The organism is Selenomonas sp., from assembly GCF_052169755.1.
Classification (GTDB): Bacteria; Bacillota; Negativicutes; order Selenomonadales; family Selenomonadaceae; genus Selenomonas.
Genome location: NZ_JBQNBV010000030.1, coordinates 1 through 17,825 on the forward strand (window position 1 = coordinate 1; position 17,825 = coordinate 17,825).

The 17,825-nt window shown below is 57.4% G+C and carries 18 protein-coding genes; 2 read left to right on the top strand and 16 right to left on the bottom strand.

Going from position 1 to position 17,825, the window contains the following annotated elements:
* The 3 genes from ACTTKG_RS03700 to scfA form a co-directional block, all read right to left on the bottom strand.
* Positions 1–903, bottom strand: a 903-nt coding sequence (locus tag ACTTKG_RS03700) for a KpsF/GutQ family sugar-phosphate isomerase (protein WP_442672908.1), incomplete at its 3' end; no start/stop codon positions are given.
* A 146-nt stretch (positions 904–1,049) separates the two neighbouring features.
* Positions 1,050–2,444, bottom strand: a complete 1,395-nt coding sequence (gene scfB / locus ACTTKG_RS03705; protein ID WP_442672909.1) for a thioether cross-link-forming SCIFF peptide maturase — start codon at positions 2,442–2,444, stop codon at positions 1,050–1,052.
* A gap of 78 nt (positions 2,445–2,522) precedes the next feature.
* On the bottom strand, positions 2,523–2,666 hold the full coding sequence (scfA, locus tag ACTTKG_RS03710; protein WP_442672910.1) for a six-cysteine ranthipeptide SCIFF: 144 nt from the start codon (positions 2,664–2,666) through the stop codon (positions 2,523–2,525).
* A gap of 642 nt (positions 2,667–3,308) precedes the next feature.
* On the opposite strand from scfA, the gene ACTTKG_RS03715 reads away from it, so the two are divergent.
* Positions 3,309–3,749, top strand: a complete 441-nt coding sequence (locus ACTTKG_RS03715; protein WP_442672911.1) for a pyridoxamine 5'-phosphate oxidase family protein — start codon at positions 3,309–3,311, stop codon at positions 3,747–3,749.
* 84 nt (positions 3,750–3,833) lie between these two features.
* On the opposite strand, the gene ACTTKG_RS03720 is transcribed toward ACTTKG_RS03715, so the two are convergent.
* From ACTTKG_RS03720 to ACTTKG_RS03760, 9 genes are all read right to left on the bottom strand, one after another.
* Positions 3,834–5,126: a copper amine oxidase gene (locus ACTTKG_RS03720; protein WP_442672912.1), complete on the bottom strand. Its 1,293-nt coding sequence runs from the start codon at positions 5,124–5,126 to the stop codon at positions 3,834–3,836.
* 94 nt (positions 5,127–5,220) lie between these two features.
* Positions 5,221–6,015 carry a polysaccharide deacetylase family protein gene (locus tag ACTTKG_RS03725; protein ID WP_442672925.1) on the bottom strand — a complete coding sequence of 265 codons (795 nt, stop codon included), beginning with the start codon at positions 6,013–6,015 and terminating at the stop codon, positions 5,221–5,223.
* An 11-nt stretch (positions 6,016–6,026) separates the two neighbouring features.
* The gene (gene whiA / locus ACTTKG_RS03730) at positions 6,027–6,968 is read right to left on the bottom strand and encodes a DNA-binding protein WhiA (protein ID WP_442672913.1); all 942 of its coding nucleotides are present in this window, start codon (positions 6,966–6,968) and stop codon (positions 6,027–6,029) included.
* Between the two features lie 12 nt (positions 6,969–6,980).
* Complete coding sequence (locus tag ACTTKG_RS03735; protein ID WP_442672914.1) at positions 6,981–8,282, bottom strand: gluconeogenesis factor YvcK family protein; 1,302 nt, start codon at positions 8,280–8,282, stop codon at positions 6,981–6,983.
* Positions 8,283–8,335: 53 nt separating this feature from the next.
* Entirely contained in the window at positions 8,336–9,241 is a 906-nt protein-coding gene (rapZ, locus tag ACTTKG_RS03740) for an RNase adapter RapZ (RefSeq protein ID WP_442672915.1), read from the bottom strand.
* 49 nt (positions 9,242–9,290) lie between these two features.
* The gene (locus tag ACTTKG_RS03745; RefSeq protein WP_442672916.1) at positions 9,291–10,088 is read right to left on the bottom strand and encodes a Cof-type HAD-IIB family hydrolase; all 798 of its coding nucleotides are present in this window, start codon (positions 10,086–10,088) and stop codon (positions 9,291–9,293) included.
* A gap of 10 nt (positions 10,089–10,098) precedes the next feature.
* Complete coding sequence (locus ACTTKG_RS03750) at positions 10,099–10,914, bottom strand: Cof-type HAD-IIB family hydrolase (protein WP_442672917.1); 816 nt, start codon at positions 10,912–10,914, stop codon at positions 10,099–10,101.
* A gap of 38 nt (positions 10,915–10,952) precedes the next feature.
* A complete protein-coding gene (gene nagA, locus ACTTKG_RS03755; RefSeq protein WP_442672918.1) occupies positions 10,953–12,146 on the bottom strand; it encodes an N-acetylglucosamine-6-phosphate deacetylase in 1,194 nt (397 codons plus the stop codon).
* On the bottom strand, positions 12,143–13,084 hold the full coding sequence (locus tag ACTTKG_RS03760; RefSeq protein WP_442672919.1) for an ROK family protein: 942 nt from the start codon (positions 13,082–13,084) through the stop codon (positions 12,143–12,145). Before ACTTKG_RS03760 ends, nagA begins: the two co-directional genes overlap by 4 nt.
* A 176-nt stretch (positions 13,085–13,260) precedes the next feature.
* On the opposite strand from ACTTKG_RS03760, the gene ACTTKG_RS03765 reads away from it, so the two are divergent.
* Complete coding sequence (locus ACTTKG_RS03765; protein WP_442672920.1) at positions 13,261–13,737, top strand: hypothetical protein; 477 nt, start codon at positions 13,261–13,263, stop codon at positions 13,735–13,737.
* Between the two features lie 58 nt (positions 13,738–13,795).
* Here ACTTKG_RS03765 and ACTTKG_RS03770 read toward each other — a convergent pair whose 3' ends face one another.
* The 4 genes from ACTTKG_RS03770 to ACTTKG_RS03785 all read right to left on the bottom strand — a co-directional run bounded on the left by ACTTKG_RS03770 (position 13,796) and on the right by ACTTKG_RS03785 (position 17,454).
* Positions 13,796–14,098 carry an HMA2 domain-containing protein gene (locus ACTTKG_RS03770; RefSeq protein ID WP_442672921.1) on the bottom strand — a complete coding sequence of 101 codons (303 nt, stop codon included), beginning with the start codon at positions 14,096–14,098 and terminating at the stop codon, positions 13,796–13,798.
* Position 14,099: 1 nt separating this feature from the next.
* Positions 14,100–14,300, bottom strand: a complete 201-nt coding sequence (locus tag ACTTKG_RS03775; protein WP_442672922.1) for an RNA-binding protein — start codon at positions 14,298–14,300, stop codon at positions 14,100–14,102.
* A gap of 204 nt (positions 14,301–14,504) precedes the next feature.
* Complete coding sequence (locus ACTTKG_RS03780) at positions 14,505–16,472, bottom strand: methyl-accepting chemotaxis protein (protein ID WP_442672923.1); 1,968 nt, start codon at positions 16,470–16,472, stop codon at positions 14,505–14,507.
* Positions 16,473–16,986: 514 nt separating this feature from the next.
* Positions 16,987–17,454 (bottom strand): NUDIX hydrolase, encoded by a 468-nt coding sequence (locus ACTTKG_RS03785; protein ID WP_442672924.1) that lies wholly within the window; start codon positions 17,452–17,454, stop codon positions 16,987–16,989.
* Between the last annotated feature and the right edge of the window lie 371 nt (positions 17,455–17,825).

Below are 17,825 nucleotides of genomic sequence, written 5' to 3' on the forward strand. Positions count from 1 at the left end.
AACCGTCACGGGACGCGGCTCGTGCTTTTCCATGACGGAGAGCGCCGCCGTCGCCAGCTCATCGGCGCAAATCGTCAGCGGCTCCGTAAACATGATCTCGTGCACAGGCTTGTCGAGGAAAGCATAGTCCTTCGCGAGTGCACGACGGATGATGCCGTCGGTCAAAAGCCCGATAAACCTGCCCGCTACATTCGTGACAGAGACGGCGCCAAGACCTTTCTCCGTCATGACGAAGAGCGCATCCTTCGCCGTCTTCGTACCCTCGACCACAGGATTCTCCTCGCCCGTGTGCATGACGTCCTGCACCTTGAGCAAGAGACGCCGACCGAGCGCGCCGCCCGGATGGAAGAGCGCAAAGTCCTGTTTCTTGAAGTTGCGTACGGACATCACAGCGACAGCGACGGCGTCGCCCATAGCAAGCGTCGCCGTCGTGCTCGTCGTCGGCGCCAGCCCTAGGGGACATGCTTCCGGCTCATGTCCGATGTCGATGACGTAGTCCGAGTACTCGGCAAGCTGCGAAGCGCGATTGCCCGTCATGGCGATGATCGGCGCACCGATGCGGTGAATCGCAGGCAGGATCTTCAAGACCTCCTGCACCTCGCCGCTGTTGGAGATCGCGAGCACTACATCCTTGTCCGTCACCATGCCGAGGTCGCCGTGAAACGCCTCCGCCGGATGCATGAAGAACGACGGCGTTCCCGTACTCGCAAGCGTCGCGGCGATCTTCCTGCCGACATGCCCCGATTTTCCCATACCTGTGACGATGATGCGCGCCGTGCAGTCGAGGATACACTCGACCGCGCGGCAAAACTCCTCGTCGATATTTTCCGTCAGCTTCTTCACCGCCGCCGATTCCATCGTCAAAGTTTCTACGGCTTTTTTCCGTATGACCTCTCTTTTCATTTGCTGCGCTCCTTTTCGATTTCTGAAATCACGTCCTTATTATACACCGCATGGCGCTTTCTGTGTAGATTCTCATGCGCTTTTCATACGGGGGATGGCGAAAAGGAAAAGACCCGCAGCGAAATTTCGCCGCGAGCCTTTTCCCATTACAGAGCGGTCTGCCCTTCTTTTTCCAGAGCCAGAAGCGCCTGCACATAGAGCGCACATTCGAGGCGCTTTTTCTGAATCTCACAGCCGACTTCGTAAGGCTTTCTTATATCATCGTGGAAGAGGTCGGCATTGGCGTGGCAGCCGCCGCTGCAGAAGAACCGCGCCCAGCAGTCGGCGCATTTCTCCTTGTTGAGAACGTGCGATTCGCGAAAGTACGGCGGCAGCTCTTCGTCTGTCACCCCGTCGTAGATGCTGCCGAGCTTGTAGCGCTTCCTGCCGACGAATTGGTGGCACGGGTAGAGATCGCCGTTTTCCGCGACGGCGAAGTATTCGTGCCCCGCGCCGCAGCCCGAAAGCCGCTTGGCGACGCACGGGCCGTTCGACAAATCCATGTTGAAGTGGAAGAAGAAGAATCCCCTGCCCGCGCGGCGGCGTTCCATATAGGCGGCAGCGAGACGGTCGTACTCCTCAAAGATGCGCGGCAGATCTTCTTCCATGAGGGCGAGCGGGCTGTCCTTCAAAACGACAGGCTCGACCGACAAGATATCGAAGCCTGCGTCGTGCATCGAGAGCACATCCTCGGTGAAGTCGAGATTGCGCTTCGTATAAGTGCCGCGAAGATAGGTATAGATGCCGCGATAGTCCCAGTCGCCGCCCGCACGGCTCGCGAGACAGCGTTTGAAATTCCGCACAATGCGGTCGTAAGTGCCGTGGCCGCCGATGTCGGGGCGCATGGCGTCGTTCGTCACCTTGCGCCCGTCGAGCGACAGCACGAGGGAAAAATCGTTCTCATTGAGCCACGCGATGTTTGCGTCGTTCAAGAGCATACCGTTCGTCGTCAGCGTGAGCTTGAACACCTTGCCCGTCTCTTTCTCCCGCTTTCGTACATACTCCGTGACCGCCTTGACCGTTTTCATGTTTAAGAGCGGCTCGCCGCCGAAGAAGTCGATCTCGCAGTGCTTTCTCGGTCCAGAGCCTTCGATGAGAAAGTCTACGGCGCGCACCCCCACCTCTGGCGTCATGACGGTGCGCTCCATGCCATAGTTGCCGCCGTCGCCGAAACAGTATTTGCAGCGCAGATTGCAGTCCTGCGCGACCATCAGACACAGCGACTTCACAAGCCCCTTTTGGGAAAATGTCGGCGGCACGTCGATGTCTGGCGCGAAAAGCTCGCCGAGCGCCATGAGTTCGTGCAGTTCTTCGAGCGCTTCAGAAAGCTCCGCCCTCGGGTACTTGCAGGCGAGCGTAGCCATGACTTCCTTATCGTTCGTACCGTCAAAAATATCCATGACGTCGTAGATCATCTCATCGACGACATGGACGGCGCCGCTGTTGACGTCAAGCAGGATGAAACTCTCCGCCTGCTTGAACTTGTGTATTTTTTCTTTCATGCAGTTCCTCCAAATGTATGGTGCAAGCGTGAAGAAAAGAACTCTTCCCTCCGGAAGAGGTCTTTTCTTCACGCCTGATTACTTCCTGCTCTCACAGACCTGATTGCCCACCGTGCAGGACGTCTTGCATGCCGACTGGCACGATGCCTGGCATTCGCCGCAGCCGCCCGTCTTGAGCGTCTTCTGCATCGTCGGCTTATTGACCGTCTTGATATGTTTCATCGTATGACCCCCTTCTTCTCTTTCCTATATTCTACCTGTTTTTCACGCGCTTGGCAAGATGCTGCAGCCGCCCGCCGCCCGCCAGCGACACTATGGCTAAAACAGACGAATCATGTTATACTTTTCCTGTTGCCGCCCCCAAACTGGCATCAGAAAGGGGGTCTGTATATGGAAGCAGAGATATTCCTGAAAACTGTCTTTGCTGGTGTTGTATCTTGTGCAATCTGGTACATCATCCAGAAATGGTTGAAGCGATAACATTGCGGCAACTCTCTTCAGCCTAAAAACAAGCGCCCACGGTGTGCATCCATGGGCGCTTGTGTCTGTATATAGCAGACATATTCCTGATTGGTTTTAGTATAGCAGTTTTCTTTTTCACTGTCAAACCATATTGCTGCAGCCGCCCGCCGCGAAGCATTTCGTGCCATCAGCCGACGGCATCTTGACGAAGCGGCTTCATCATAGTACGATAATAAAAGATATTCTCAACGAGCTGCGGATAAAAGGAAGCCGCCCGGATGTATGAAGACGGGGACTGCATTTATCCGTGCTTCATCCAATCACTATCAAGCAAAGGAGATTTCTTATGGACTACAAAGCTGCCGCTGATTTTGGCTCAAAAAGGACAAAGATGCGGTGAAAATGCCGCCGGATGCACTGGCAAAAGAGCTTGATGCGTTCCTCAAGGAGCAGAAGGTCTGCACGCTCGCCGCCGCTGACGGCGATTTCATCCGCTGCACGCCGCTGACGTATGCTTATCTCGACGGCAAATTCTACATCTTTTCTGAGGGCGGTCTGAAGTTTCGCGCACTTGAGAGGAATAAGAACGTCGCCTTGGAAGTTCATGCCGAGTATCATGGCGTGGGCAGCGCCAAGAGCGTGCAGGCGACAGGCGTCGCCGAGGTCATCGGCGCCGACGATAGAGACTTCGTCGCGCGTGCGGATGCGGCGGGCATGAACGGCGCAAGCCTGAAAAAGATGGGTCTCGTCCTCATCGTCGTCACGGCAGAAAGGCTTGAGTATCTAAACTCCACACTTAGGGAAAGAGGCTATTGCCCACGCCAATCTTTGGCTCTGGCATAAACGGCTTCCAGAAAATCCCGGCAGGCAAAAAGCCGCTGAAATCTCTCGCAAAGAGATTCTCGGCGGCTTTTTTCATCTTCAGCCTTATTTTCCCGCCGGCATCAAGATGATCTGCACGGGGAGATTCGACGCGCCCGGGGGCGACAGCTCGAAGCTCGGCTGCACGGAGCTGTGATAGCTGCCGAGATCGGAAAGCTCGGCGGCTACCTTCAAGCGATCCTTGCCCAGAAGACGCGCGGCGCGATCCGCGTCGCTGTCGGGCGGTATGGCGTCGCCGAAGAAGAGCCTGCCGCTGGGCGTTTCCAAGAGGCTCGATCCGTGTCCGAAGTCGACGCTCATCGCACCCGCATAGACACCGCCCAAGGGCGTCAGATAATATTGCGTCGCCTCACGTCCTGTCGTCGGAATGCGAATGCGATAGAGCACGCCATAGTTGCCGACGTTCGTCACGAGGCTGCCGTCCGTCGCGTCGATGCCCGTGCGGAAAACATCCTGCCGATTATCGCCGATCGGGATGTAGACGACGCCATCCTTGTCGGGATTGTAGGGCTTTCCCTTAATCACGCGGTCCATGCCTTGAAAGGTACCGCGCAGGCGCTGCTCATCCTTCGGCAGCACATGCGCGTGGGCGATGAATTTCAAAGGGTCGGCAGTCGCCGGATACAGGATGACGGAGACCTTGACGGGGCCATCGGCATGAAAGTCGTAGACGCCGTAGACAAGCTGTCCCGGCTCCAGTACCGTGTGGTTCATCTCCGGCTCTAGGATACGCTTCGTCCCGCGCTGCACATAGAGCAAATCGTCGCGCTTCGTTTGGAAGTAGGCGAGCTGTGTGCTCTTGCCCACTTCGAGATAGTCGCTGCTCGGGCGGCTCGCACCGCCGCGCGTGACCTTGACGACGACCGAAGAATCACCTTCGTTCTGCAGTACGACGGCAACTTTCTTGCGCGTGTTTGTGTGGTTCAGATGGTAGTAAAGGATGCGTGCATCGCCCGTGACGGTATCTTCATAAAGGATGCCGTCTTCCGTCACATATTCGGGGCTGTCGGAAAAGAGCAAGGTGCCGCCCGTGTCCTCGACTTCGACATCCCACTCGCGCATAGTGCGCTGCGCATCGTTGAAACGCAGTGCGCCCGGGATTCCTGTACCGAAGTTCAGCCGCACGCTGTACGGTTCCGCCGAGCCTCGCTCCGAACGCCTTCCAACATGCTGCGTACCCTGCGGCTCATGCACAGCGCGCTCCTCGTCCGTCGTGACGCGCGTCGTCGAAGCATCATCCGCCCGATAGCGCTGCGCCTCGGCGGGAAGCTCTGTCATGCCTACACTCGCAAGCAACGCAAAAAAATATGCCGCAGCCTTTGCCTTCCATCGTTTCATCTTGCCGAAAACCCCTTTTTCCTCTAATCGCATAAAATGATTCCTTCAAAAGAGCCGCCGCTTCAGCGGACGGCGGTAAGATCCTCGCAGATGCCTAACGCTCCAAGTGCTGATTGATGCCGAAGATGCTGCAAAGCTCCGCCCGCAAAAGGCGCAGACGGAACTCCATCATGCCGAAGCGCGGGCGCGGAATGTTGACGCGCTGCAGAAACATCGGATCGGTCTGGAACGTGTTGAACCCCGCATCGCCTGTGACGGCTGTCAAATAATTGCTCTCGCGCAGCAGCTCGGCGATCTCAGCATTGCAGCTGCCGTTCGGATAGGAGAAGCTGAACACGGTCTTGATGCCGTTCCACTCCATGAGGAGCTTTGAGAGGCGCACCTGATCCTCCTGCTCGGCGCGAGACAGCCCGACGAGCGGCACATGATCGGCGGTATGGCAGCCGATCTCGATGCCGCGCTGCTGCATGTCGCGAAGCTCATCCCAAGTCAGATACCCCTTTCGCCCGATGAAGTTCGTGACCATATAAACCTCGCCCTTCATGCCGCGCTCTTCGAGGAGCGGCAGCGCCACGGTGTAATTGTCCTCGTAGCCGTCGTCGAAGGTGATAATCAAGGGCTTTTCAGGAAGGGTTCCCTTGCCCTTCGCCGCCTTGGAAAAATCCAGCATCGTGATCGTCTCATAACCCTCAGCCTTCAGATAGTCGAGCTGCGCAGCAAAATCCGCCGACGGCACAAAATAGCGCTCCGCCAGCGGCTCCTCGTCATCCACGCGGTCAGCGACATGATGGTACTCCAAGACGAGTACACCCTCTGCCGGATGAAGATGCACATAGACGGCAAGTGAAAGAACAACGAGCAGCGCGATCCCTGCCAAAACGCCAAGCATACGTTTCAATCTCAACCTCTCCCTTCCTTCTCTTCCGCCAACGCAGCGAGTTTTCGCAAACGGTGATTGACGCCTGACTTCCCTATCCCCAACAAAGCCGACAGCTCCGCAAGCGTCGCTGTCGGATGCTCCAAGCGCGCGGCAGCCATCTCCTTGAGTCCCGCAGAAAGCCGCTCGACGCCGCCCGCGGCTTCGAGTGCGCGAATCGCCGCGATCTGTCTGCCGGCGGCGTCCACGGACTTCTGTACGTTCGCCGTCTCACAGTTCACGAGACGGTTGACTTGATTCTTGACCTCTTTCAAGTTGCGCGTGACCTCGAACGCCTCCGCCGCCTTCTCCGCGCCAAGCAAAGAAAAAAAGTCGATGATGGCGTCGCTCTCCTTCAAGTAGACGATATAGTTCTCCTTGCGGTCGGTCAGCCCCGCCGGATAGCCCATCGTGCGCAAAAGCGAGAGCAGCAGCTCGGCAAAGGAATAGCTCTCCGTCACAAGCTCCACATGATAGCCGGCCTCGGGGCGGCTGACGCTGCCGCCGCCCAAGAATGCGCCGCGAAGGTACGCCTTGCGGCAGCACGCTTTCTTGAGCAGCGCACTGTCCGTGCCCATGTTGAGCGCCGAGCCGCGCATAAGCCCGAGCCGTCCCATGAGGGCGGCGACCTCACGCGACGGCAGCACATGCACGCGATAGCTGTTGCGCTTCTTCAAGCGGCGCGAGCGGCTGACGGTCAGCTCCGTCATGACGCCCGCCGATCCTTTCAAAAGCATCAAGGCTTTTCGCGCGACCGCCGCATTCTCCGTCGTGAAAGCAAGTCCGACGGTGCGCTTCGCTCCGAGCGTCAGCACGGCGCCCATGCGCAGAAGCGCCGCAAGCTCCGCTGTGCGGCAGCACGCCCTGCGCCCGATGAAACGCGCCAGATCGTTCTTCACCTCAGCCGAAAAGGATGGCTGCGCCATGCGGTTCCCTCCTCACTTGCCGATGCCGGGATGCAGCTTGTACGCCATCTTCATCACATTCTTCATGAGTTTTCCCGAATCATGATGCGCGACATCGTCGCTGTTTACAAGATCCGCCTTGACGACGCCGACGCCGAGCGCATTGATCGCATCCTCATCAATCGCCACGGGGCGAATGCCCTCCTCTTTCAGAAGACGCGCCGCCGCGTACGGCAACGGCGTCACATTGACGAGCATATAGTCGATCGCTCCCTTGCCCGCATGATCGAGAATCGCCTTGGCGTGCATCGAAGCCGTGTAATCGTCCGTCTCCCCCGGCTGTGTCAGCACGTTGCATATATAGATCTTGAGCGCACGGCTCTTTTTGAGCGCCTCTGCCACGCCGTCGACGAGGAGATTCGGCATGATGCTCGTATAGAGGCTGCCGGGGCCTAAGATCACGACATCCGCTTCACGGATCGCCTCAAGCGCCGACTCCACCGGCGCGACATGCTCCGGAAAGAGCTTCACGCGCCGGATGTGCTTATGCACCTCGGGAATATGCGACTCGCCCTCGACGAGCGTGCCGTCCTCCATGACCGCGTCGAGCCGCACATGCGCCGTTGACGCCGGCAGCACGCGCCCCTTGACGGCGAGAACCTTCGACGACTGCTTCAATGCCTCCTCGATATCACCCGTAACCTCCGCCATAGCGGCGATGAAGAGATTGCCGAAGCTGTGCCCCTTGAGTTCCGTCCCGCTTTGGAAGCGATACTGGAAGAGCTTTTCCATCAGCGGCTCCGTATCGGCGAGCGCGACGAGGCAATTTCGAAGATCCCCCGGCGGAATGATGCCCAGCTCTTCTCTGAGCCTGCCCGAAGAGCCGCCGTCGTCGGCGACCGTCACGACCGCCGTCACGTTGCTCGTCGCCTGCTTCATGCCGCGTAAGAGCACGGACAGCCCGTGCCCGCCGCCGATGACCGTCACCTGCGGTCCCTTGTCGAGCCTGCGCTTCTCGTAAATGATATCCACGAGCTTTTCCGAGCTGTCCGGCAAGAGGACGCTGATGACGGAGCGAATGACGAAGCGCGTCGCAAAGAGCATCAGCAAAAGCCCCAAAATGACAATGACGACGCCGACGATCGTCGTAATCACATAGTCAAAACTGCCGCGCCAAAGATAGACGGCACGAAAGATCGCTTCTTCAATGGCGTCAAGATACTTATAGTTAAAAACCAGTGCAAGCCCCAGGCTGACCATCATGACGCCCGCGCCAAAGACAAGCATCCAGCGCTTGAAGTGCATACCCGGATAAAGCCACTTTAATAAATGCATTTTCCAATCGAACCTTTCCTAACACGGCAGTCGGATGCAGCGCGTGCGTCAGTTCACTCGGGCGGCTGCGTCGGATGCTCGGCAACCTCATTCTTCATGAGATCGCGATGCTCAAGCTCCACCTGGAAGCCGCGCACCGTTAAGAAGCGATAGATATGGCAGGCGATGTAGACGCTGCGATGCATACCGCCCGTACAGCCGACGGCGATGACGAACTGCGGCTTGCCTTCCTTGATGTACTGCGGCACGAGAAAGTCGAGCAGCGCATCGAGCTTCTCCTCAAACTCCTGCGTCACCGGCCACTTGCCGATATAGGCGGCGACCTCCTTGACGGCGCCGCTCTTTCGTCGCATCTCCTCGATATAGAAGGGATTCGGCAAAAAGCGCACGTCAAGCACCATATCGGCGTCCAAAGGCATACCGAACTTGAAGCCGAACGACAATACATTGATGCTCATCTTACGTCCGGCTTCACTGCCGAAAAGACGTGAAATCTTTTCTTTCAGCTCCACCTTCTTGAGTACGGACGTGTCGATGATGTACGTCGCCTTGTTGCGCACCGGCTCTAAGCGGCGGCGCTCCTTCTGTATGCCGTCGGAAATGCGTGCGTTCGCCGCCATCGGATGACGGCGGCGCGTCTCCTTGTAGCGGCGGATGATCGCCTCATCGGATGCGTCCATGAAAAGCATCTCATAGGATGTGCTCGCTCTGTCCATTTCGTCGAGCACATGAACGAAAGTATCGAAGAACTCTCGCCCGCGCGTGTCCACGACGAGTACAACGCGGCGCACATGCCCCGCCGAGTGGCGGCAAAGTTCGGCGAACTTGGAGATGAACACCGGCGGCAAATTGTCCACCACGAAATAGCCGAGATCCTCCAAGAAGCGGCACGCCTGCGTCTTGCCGCTGCCCGAAAGCCCCGTCACGATAATAAATCTGAACTCTCCTTCTTTCGTCATGCTGTCCACCCCTGCATTGATGCCAAAAACATACCATGATAGCGGTTCCCTAAAGCACAAGCTCCTCGATCGCCTTCGCCACGCCGTCCTCGTCACAGCTCGGCGCGAGATACGAAGCGAGCGCTTTCGCCTCTTCCTGCCCGTTTGCCGTGACGACGCTGGTCCCCGCCATGCGCAGCATCGAAAGGTCGTTGTCCGAATCGCCGCACGCCATGACCTCAGAAGCCTTGATTCCCGCCCAACGCAGGATCGCCTCGACGCCCGTCGCCTTCGATACGCCCATCGGCGTAAGGTCGAGCGTATAGCCCTTCGACTGCTGCGGCTCGACGCGCCCGGCGAAGCGGCTGCGGATGCACGCGGCGATCTCGCCGACGCCGCCCGCAAGATCGCGCACGACGACCTGCGCGACGCCCTCGGTATACGGCGCAAAATTCTCGCCGACTTCATGCACGGAGAAGCCCTGCACCGTACGGTAAGCGGTAAAATACTCGGGACGAAAATCCTCCGCATAGATGTCATCGCCGATGTACCACTGCGCATACCAACCGCTTTGGCGCGCGAAGGTCAAAAGTTCCGTGACCGTTTCGGGGGAAAACGCGCGCAGGAAAAGCGGCTCCTTTGCATCCAAAGCCTGCACCAGTGCGCCGTTGCACGAGATGATCGGCGCATTCGCCTCGATGATCCTGCCGAAGTAGTTCGCCGAAAGCAGCATACGCCCTGTCGCCACCGTCACGGCGACACCTTTCGCCATCGCGCGTTTGAGCACGCTTTTGCTGTAGTCCGACACCGTCTTTTCCGAAGTCAAAAGCGTACCGTCAAGATCCATAACGATCAGCTGAATTGCCATCCTATTCCCCTCACGCTTCCTTTATCCCTGCAAGCGCGTAAGCGTGTACCGCCCGCGCCACACCGTCCGCCGCCTCATTTGCCGCGAGGAAGTCCGCCGCTTGTTTCGCCGCAGCCGTCCCTGTCGACATAGCGACGCCGACGCCGGCAGCGGCAAGCATTTCGCTGTCGTTGTCCGAGTCGCCGAGCGCCAGCACATCCTTCATCTCGACGCCGCATTTCGCGGCAAGGCGCTCGATACTCGCCGCTTTCGATACGCCAGCCGCCATGATGTCGATATACTTTTCCTTGGATCGCACGACATTGACCCCGTGCTTGAACATCAAAGCCAACTCTGCCGCACGCGCGTCCGTTTCTTCCTCGCACGAAGTGATCGTAAGCATCTTGTGGACGCGCGAGATTTGCGCATAAAGACCGTCCCAGCCGACGATCTCGCCTTCGATGCCCGAAGCCGCCTCGTATGCGCACGCGCGGCGATCACGATCGACAAAGAGAAGCCGATCCCCCGTGTAAAGCTGCACATACCAGCCGCGTTCCCTCATACAATCGAGCACCTCGCGCACAGCAGCGGGAGCGATGCACGAAGAAAAGATCTCCTCGCCCGCCGCCGTCTTGACGAGCGCCCCGTTGCACGAGATGATCGGCGCCGCAACGCCGAGCGTTTCCATATACGGCAAAGCCGAGCGGTGCATACGTCCCGTAGCGATCGCCAAAGAGATGCCCTTTTCCGTCGCTTCTTTGATCGCTGCTCGATTCGCCTCGGATATGCGATTCTTCGCATCGAGCAAAGTGCCGTCCATATCCGTCACAATCATGCGTATTGCCATGAGCTGATTTCCTTCCCTTGCCTGCCGCAAAGACCTTCCTATTGCCAAGCGCCGTTTAAGGCGTCAGGCGAAGCTATATAAGCGAGATGCCCGCCGACAATCGTCGCAGCGATCATCATATCCTCATCAAAGAGCGTGAGATCGGCGCGTTTTTCCTCTTCCAAAGAGCCGGTTTCCCCATAGATGCCAAGCTCTTCGGCAGGCGTGCGCGTGACCATCTCGACGACGCGCTCCAACGGCGCGCGCGTCGTCTTGGAGAAATTTTTGACCGCCTGATTCATCGCCAGTACGCTGCCCGCGAGCGTACCGTCGGAAAGCTCGGCACGCGCCCCCTCGACCGTGACTTCCTGCCCGCCGAGTTCAAAGACGCCGCTGCCCATGCCGGCGGCGCGCATCGAATCCGTCACGAGGATGATATTCCTGCCTTCCTTCGCATGGTAAAGGATGCGCTGCGCCGCCGGATCCACATGGATGTTGTCGGCGATCAGCTCGCAGTTGACCGAAGTATCGAGCGCCGCGCCCACGATGCCCGGACGCCGCTGATGCAGACCGCTCATCGCGTTGAAGCAGTGCGTGATATGCGTGACGCCATGCTTCTCTATGACCTCGATCGCCGTCTGGTAGTCGGCGCTTGAATGACCGATAGAAACGAGAATGCCCGCATCGCGGCAGCGGTCGATAAACGTGTACTTGCCGTCAAGCTCCTCCGGAGCCAAGGTCACGATGCGCACGACATCCTCAAAAGAGTCGAGCCAGCCATAGTCGGCGCACACGATAGCCGCTTCCGCCTGCGCCCCCCTATACGCCTTGTTGATAAACGGCCCTTCCATGTGCACGCCAAGGATGCGCGCGCCTTCGGGCGTCATGCGCATGGCGCTTCGCACACGCTCGAAGGCAGCGTGCACCGCGTCCTCGCCCGCCGTCATCGTCGTCGCAAGCCACGAAACGACGCCCGTGCGTGCAAGATAGCGGCCGATCGACGGCAAGGCTTCCGGCGCTTCGTCCATCACATCCCAGCCACATGCACCATGCACATGCACATTGATAAACCCCGGCGAGACAAAAAGCCCGTGCGCATCATGCACCTCATCGATGCCCGCCTCAGCCTCCACCTCATCCATATCAATGATCCGCTCAATCCGTTCATCGTAGAGGAGCGCCATATCGTCCATGACGCGAAAATCGCCCTCCATATTCGGCAGCAGGAGCCGTCCGTTGATGATCGCTTTCATCTGACCTTTTGCGCCTCCTCCGTCAACCCCGTATATTTCGCCTTCGCCTGCGCATCCTTTCGACGCATAAGAAAATGGCAGAGCGCTCCCGTAAGCCCCGCATCATTTCCCAACTCGGCAAAAGCGATCCGCGTCGCAGAGTGAAAAGCCCGCGGCAGAGCCTCGTCCAGATCCGCGCAGATTCGCGGAGCAAGATACTGCTGCTGCGCCATCACCGCGCCGCCCAATACGATGCGCTCGGGATTCATCATGCAGCATATATTGGCAAGTCCCTCAACAAGCGGCGCAATAAGCCCCGCGATAGCGTTCACCGCATCGGCGTCGCCCGCACGCGCCCAGTCGAACACCGTCTCCCCGTCGATCGACTGCGCCGACACGCCATGCGCTGCGGCGGCACGCTGCACCATGCGGCGCACGGAAGCAAGCTCGCCGAGCCTGCCTCCGGCGAGTCTCATGCTGCCGATCTCGCCCGCACTATAATTCGCACCGCGCCACAGCCTGCCGTTGAAGAGAATCGAAGCGCCGACATCCGTGCCGACCGTCAGGCACACGAGCGAACGCGCCCCGCGCCCCGCGCCCTGCCAATACTCGCCAAGCCCTGCACAATTCACATCATTCTCGACCGTACAGGGAAGTCCCGTCGTCTCCTCCACGAGAGCCTTGAGCGCAAATCCCGTATAATCTCGGATGCTCGATCCGGCGTAGAGAATCCTGCCCGCTGCGGGATCGACAATACCGAGCGTCGAGATCGCAACGCCCGTAAGTCCGCGATCTCGGAACGCATCTACGATGGCAAGCACCTTCTCAGCGACGCCCTCGGCGCCAGCCGTGCGCCCTTCCGTCGGCACAGAGCCTTTCTCGCGCAGTCTGCCGCCTGCGGCAAGGGCATACTTGATCGAAGTGCCGCCAATATCCAAGCAAATGAAATTTTCTTCCATTGACTCCCATCCTCAAAAGCATTGAACATCGTTCCTACCACTATAGCACAGGAAAAGCGCACGCGCAATGGTGGTGACAACACGCGGCGCATAAAGTATAATAGAAACAAGAAATCAATGTCCGCACCCCGCTCGAAAGAGCTGCCAAAGCTGCGCGGACGGAACGGAGATCCCCTATGAAAATCTTCCTCTACCTCGGCTTTTTGCTCATTCTATGCGGCGCTTTCGGCTTCGGCTACACCTACACAGCCGACCACCGCACGGCGAAGAGCCTTTCCGCCTACTGCAAGATCGACTTCCAAGGTTCCTACGATGAAAACGGCCGCGTCGAAGGCGCGACGCTCACGATGTGGGACTACCGCTACAGCAGCGCAAAGCCCAAACCGCTCGTGACCATCGCCGCCGACGGCGACGCCTGGGATATCGACGCCATCGTCAAGCAGGAACCGCCGAGCTACGATCTCAAAAACTACAGTCCGGAAACATCACTGAAAAACACAAACAAATTCTTCCTCAACGTATCGCCGCAGCTTCTGCCGCTTCTTCGAAAAGCCGACGAAGTCCGCGTAAAGATTCGCTACGACAACGGCTACAGCATCGACCTGCCCTTAAATGAACCGGACCTCGCCTACTGGAAAGCCCAGCTCTACTGAAACAAAAAAGCTGCCCGTCCCGCGTCTTCTTGAACGGGGCGGGCAGCTTTTTCCTGCCTTATGTGCGATTTTTCGCGTGCGCTTTGATATACTCTTCCGCACGCGTCAGCTCTTCGTTCGTATGAAGAAGCTGCGGCGTATACTTGATGAGAATAGAGCCTGTCGACGTGTTCGTCTCCACCTCACTCAGCTCCGAATACGAGCGCAGATACGTCAAAAGCTCCTTTTCCACCTTTGGACTGCCCATGAGCATCTTGCTGTGCAGCCGTATGCGTCCCGGGATATAGGACGAAACCTCAACGGAGCGCAGGAAGAGATCGAACCTATTCGTTGGGATGCCCAACGCAGATAAAATGCCCATCTTACGCCTGCTGCGCCTCGATCAGAGCCTCAAGCTCCGCCTTCTGCTGCAAAAGCTCTTCCAGCGACGCCTGCGGCAGAGCCGCCTTCTCCTTCTTCGCCGCACAGTGCTTCTGCATACAGCGATAGCCGAGCGCCCCCGCCACGATTCCCGCAGCGAGACCCACCCAGAAAATCGGCTTGCCAAATCCCAAATCGCCCATGATACTTTACCTCCATCAATGATACTGAGTTTTGAAGAAATGCAAAAGCACGAACCGTTTTAAAAATGAAGAACAGTCCAGACTTTTTCATCCGCTGGCCGCGGACGCATTCCCTACATTTTCGCTTATTATAAGCGGAGAACCTTCCCGTGTCAAGTGCCGTAAAGCCTTTATTTTCAAGGCTTCAAGCGATTTTCATCCTCATCAGAGGCTAAACCTTTCGACACTCGCCTGCAGCTCCTGCGCAAGATTCGAGAGCGTCTGGCTGGCGGCGGCGATTTCCTCGGTTGATGCCGCCTGCTCCTCAGATACAGCGGAAACGTCTGCGGCTTTCCTGTGAATCGTATGCGAAACATCGTTGATGCGCTGCGCCGAAGCCGTCGTTTCGTCGCAGTCTTGCTGCACCTTCGCACCGATAGAGACGATGCGTGCGATGCCCGTTTCCAGCTCGCCGACAAGCTCCATGATGCGGTGGAACTTCTCTCCCGCAGCCTTGACTTGCTCGACATTCTCGCGCACTTCCTGCTGCTGATCCTTTGTCAGGGCGAATACCTGCTCGATCTCCTCGGCGTTCTTCTTTATTACGCCGCTGATCTCCTGCGCCGCCGCTTCAGACTCTTCGGCAAGCTTTCTGACCTCTTCGGCGACGACGGCGAAGCCCTTGCCCTGCTCGCCGGCACGCGCCGCCTCGATGGCGGCATTCAAGGCGAGGAGTTTCGTCTGTCCTGCGATGTTCGCGATGACCTCATTGATCTCAGCGATGTTCTTCGAACCCGCGTAGAGCTTTTCGACCGCCGCACTCGTCTTTGCCGAGCCGTCGGCAAGACCTTCGACGCCTGCGATCGCAAGGCCCACCTTCTCGTCGCCCTCCTTCGTCGCCTCGCCCGTCGAGACGACCGCCTGCCTTGCTTCACCGATCGCCTGCGTGATCGTACGCATCTGTCCGTCAACATGAAGGAGTTTTGCCGACGTCTCCTCGACGATCACACTTTGCTCAGCGCTCTGATCGGCAATCGAGACGACGGCTTCAGCAGCAATCTGCGAGGCTTTCGCCGTCTGTCCCGCATTGAGCGACAGTTCCTCACTCGCCTCAGATACTTGATCCGCCGCCTTGCGCGTCGAGCTTACCGTCCCCTTCAGTCCTTCGAGCATCGTGCGGCAGCTCGTCTGCAAAGCGCCGATCTCATCGCGGCGCTCGCTCGGAGCAAGCTGCATCGTCAAATCGCCCCCCGCGATTCTTTCCATCAGCGAAGAGAGCAGTCCGAGCGGCGTGATCGCCGAAGTCAAGAGTGCGTATGTGACGCCCAGGATGAGGACGAGCGCGGCGACACAGATGCCGAAAAGAGCCAACTCCATCTGCCTGACCGCTGCGTTCGCCTCCGCGCGCGGCAAAGAAACGAGCACCGTCCACCCCGTCTCGCCGATCGGCATACCGGCGTAGAACTTCGCCTCGCCCTGATAATCCGCCTCAAGCTGCACAGGACTCCCTGCCGTGAGTTTCTCCGCAATCTCCTTATACGCACCGCCGTCGATTTCCTTGAACTTATCCGCCAGCGTATACGTCGAATGATGAATGTACTCCGTATCCGGCCCCAAGATGACAATCGTACCCGTCTCTCCGACCTTTACCCCTTCGACCACCTCGCGCACAGCGTCGAGCTGGATATTGATCGACAGAACGCCGATGAGGGCGCCGTTTTTCATGATGGCGCGGCTTAGCGTCACGACGGTCTTGCCATCGGAAGCCGCCGTCGTCGGCTTCGACATCATCGCCTTGTCGGGGTTCGCCGCCGACGCCTTGTACCATTGGCGCGTGCGCGGATCGTAGTCTGCCGGGAAATGCTTGCTCGTCTCATAGCTGCCATCCGGTCTGCCGACGTAAGCGGAAGCCACGCCCGGCAGCTTCGCAATATGGACAAGCGTCGCCCGCAGCGCCTCACCCTCGGGCATCGACTCGCCCCAAGCCGCCGCCGTCGCATTGACCACGGCAGTGTCTGCCGCGATGATCTTGTCGATCTCGTTTGCGTAGTGCGCACCAAGTTCATACATAGTCTTCTGCTTGGAAGACGTCAGCGCCGAACTCGCCATCATGTTGATCGCAGCGCCCATGACAATGAAAATGACGATGAGCGGCACACCGATTCCAAGAAGCATCTTGGGTTTTAATTTCATAAAAACGATCCCTTCCTCTCGTGTTCTACCTTACCTTTTCAGATATTCCCCAACAATCGCAAAAACTTCACTGCTTTGCGCGGCGGCTGAACATATTGTTCTTACGGTCTACTATGAAGCCCCAAGAGGTCAAGCCGAAGGCGCAGACGGATTGGCTAGGCTTCTGTAAGGCGTGAGGACATATGTACAGCGTGCCTCTTTGATGAACCTGTCGCAGGAAACAGGCGAAAAAGCGTATCATGCCACTATGCCGTGACGGCTGAACATATGTCCTCAAAGTTTACTACCGCCCTTTAGTCCCCAATATTCGCAAAATCATTTCTTTTTCCTTCCTGTTTTCCAAAAAATTTTCTCAATAAATGCAAAATAGAAAAATTCCCCTATCCATATTCCTACTTTTGTCCATCTATAATTTGTCTTATTCTGTCATACAAGGTATTTATTTATAATTCGCTGCCCAATATCTTCCATATCATCCTTATAACAGCAGATTCCTCCTTCTTTCTCTATTATCTTACAGATAGCGATACAAGCGATGCTCAAGAAGTCCTCCCGCGCCGTCATAAACGAGTTTCAAAGTAAAAAACGGTGCATCTTGGGTTAAAAGGCGCAGAAAAATCCTATCCCCTTCCCAAAGCTCCAACGCTTCGACACGCTCCTTCTCCACCCACGCGAGCTCCCCTTCGTCGCAGACAATCGGCTCGCCGGTAAAGCGATCTGCCGTAAAAAGGTGCATATACTCCGTTGTACCGTCGCCCGAAACGAAAGTGACGAGTGCGCGGAACTGCCAGCGAATGAGCCGATAGCCCGTCTCCTCCTCAACCTCTCGCAAAAGGCACTCTTCAGGCGACTCGTCCGCCTCGAAGTGACCGCCGACACCGATCCACTTGCCATGATTGATATCGTTCGCCTTAACCGTGCGGTGCAGCATCAGATACTTTCCATCTCGCTCGATATAGCAAAGCGTGCTCATTCTTTTCATGGATAATCCCCTTTCTTTTCAAATGGCACAAGGGCGCTTCCTCTATGATGATGTTTGCGAATACAGCCATAGGAATGCGTGCAGCCCATGCGTCGCCACCATCATCTTACACGAATTGAGAGCGAAAAGATAATATTTTTTCATGCTTAGGGCAATTCTGTTTCCGCGACTCTATATACTCATCTTATGAGTTTTTCATTTCATAACAAAAGCCTTTTGTCGCATAGAAAAACTGTGCATAGGAGACCATCCTATGCACAGTTCACAGTCTCACCACGAAACCCCAAGAGGTCAAGCCGCAGGCGCAGACCGATTGGCTAAGTTTCTGTAAGGGCGGCGCACAATGTCCACGAAGTGGACGTTTGTGCGTG

What these genes read in the sequence shown, in the direction of transcription:
- ACTTKG_RS03720 (WP_442672912.1), bottom strand. Translation starts at nt 5,126, where the DNA reads ATGAAACGATGGAAGGCAAAGGCTGCGGCATATTTTTTTGCGTTGCTT.
- scfA (WP_442672910.1), bottom strand. Translation starts at nt 2,666, where the DNA reads ATGAAACATATCAAGACGGTCAATAAGCCGACGATGCAGAAGACGCTC.
- ACTTKG_RS03725 (WP_442672925.1), bottom strand. Translation starts at nt 6,015, where the DNA reads ATGCTTGGCGTTTTGGCAGGGATCGCGCTGCTCGTTGTTCTTTCACTT.
- ACTTKG_RS03745 (WP_442672916.1), bottom strand. Translation starts at nt 10,088, where the DNA reads ATGGCAATTCAGCTGATCGTTATGGATCTTGACGGTACGCTTTTGACT.
- rapZ (WP_442672915.1), bottom strand. Translation starts at nt 9,241, where the DNA reads ATGACGAAAGAAGGAGAGTTCAGATTTATTATCGTGACGGGGCTTTCG.
- scfB (WP_442672909.1), bottom strand. Translation starts at nt 2,444, where the DNA reads ATGAAAGAAAAAATACACAAGTTCAAGCAGGCGGAGAGTTTCATCCTG.
- ACTTKG_RS03770 (WP_442672921.1), bottom strand. Translation starts at nt 14,098, where the DNA reads ATGGGCATTTTATCTGCGTTGGGCATCCCAACGAATAGGTTCGATCTC.
- ACTTKG_RS03780 (WP_442672923.1), bottom strand. Translation starts at nt 16,472, where the DNA reads ATGAAATTAAAACCCAAGATGCTTCTTGGAATCGGTGTGCCGCTCATC.
- ACTTKG_RS03715 (WP_442672911.1), top strand. Translation starts at nt 3,309, where the DNA reads ATGCCGCCGGATGCACTGGCAAAAGAGCTTGATGCGTTCCTCAAGGAG.
- ACTTKG_RS03760 (WP_442672919.1), bottom strand. Translation starts at nt 13,084, where the DNA reads ATGGAAGAAAATTTCATTTGCTTGGATATTGGCGGCACTTCGATCAAG.
- ACTTKG_RS03775 (WP_442672922.1), bottom strand. Translation starts at nt 14,300, where the DNA reads ATGGGCGATTTGGGATTTGGCAAGCCGATTTTCTGGGTGGGTCTCGCT.
- ACTTKG_RS03750 (WP_442672917.1), bottom strand. Translation starts at nt 10,914, where the DNA reads ATGGCAATACGCATGATTGTGACGGATATGGACGGCACTTTGCTCGAT.
- nagA (WP_442672918.1), bottom strand. Translation starts at nt 12,146, where the DNA reads ATGAAAGCGATCATCAACGGACGGCTCCTGCTGCCGAATATGGAGGGC.
- ACTTKG_RS03765 (WP_442672920.1), top strand. Translation starts at nt 13,261, where the DNA reads ATGAAAATCTTCCTCTACCTCGGCTTTTTGCTCATTCTATGCGGCGCT.
- ACTTKG_RS03735 (WP_442672914.1), bottom strand. Translation starts at nt 8,282, where the DNA reads ATGCATTTATTAAAGTGGCTTTATCCGGGTATGCACTTCAAGCGCTGG.
- whiA (WP_442672913.1), bottom strand. Translation starts at nt 6,968, where the DNA reads ATGGCGCAGCCATCCTTTTCGGCTGAGGTGAAGAACGATCTGGCGCGT.
- ACTTKG_RS03785 (WP_442672924.1), bottom strand. Translation starts at nt 17,454, where the DNA reads ATGAAAAGAATGAGCACGCTTTGCTATATCGAGCGAGATGGAAAGTAT.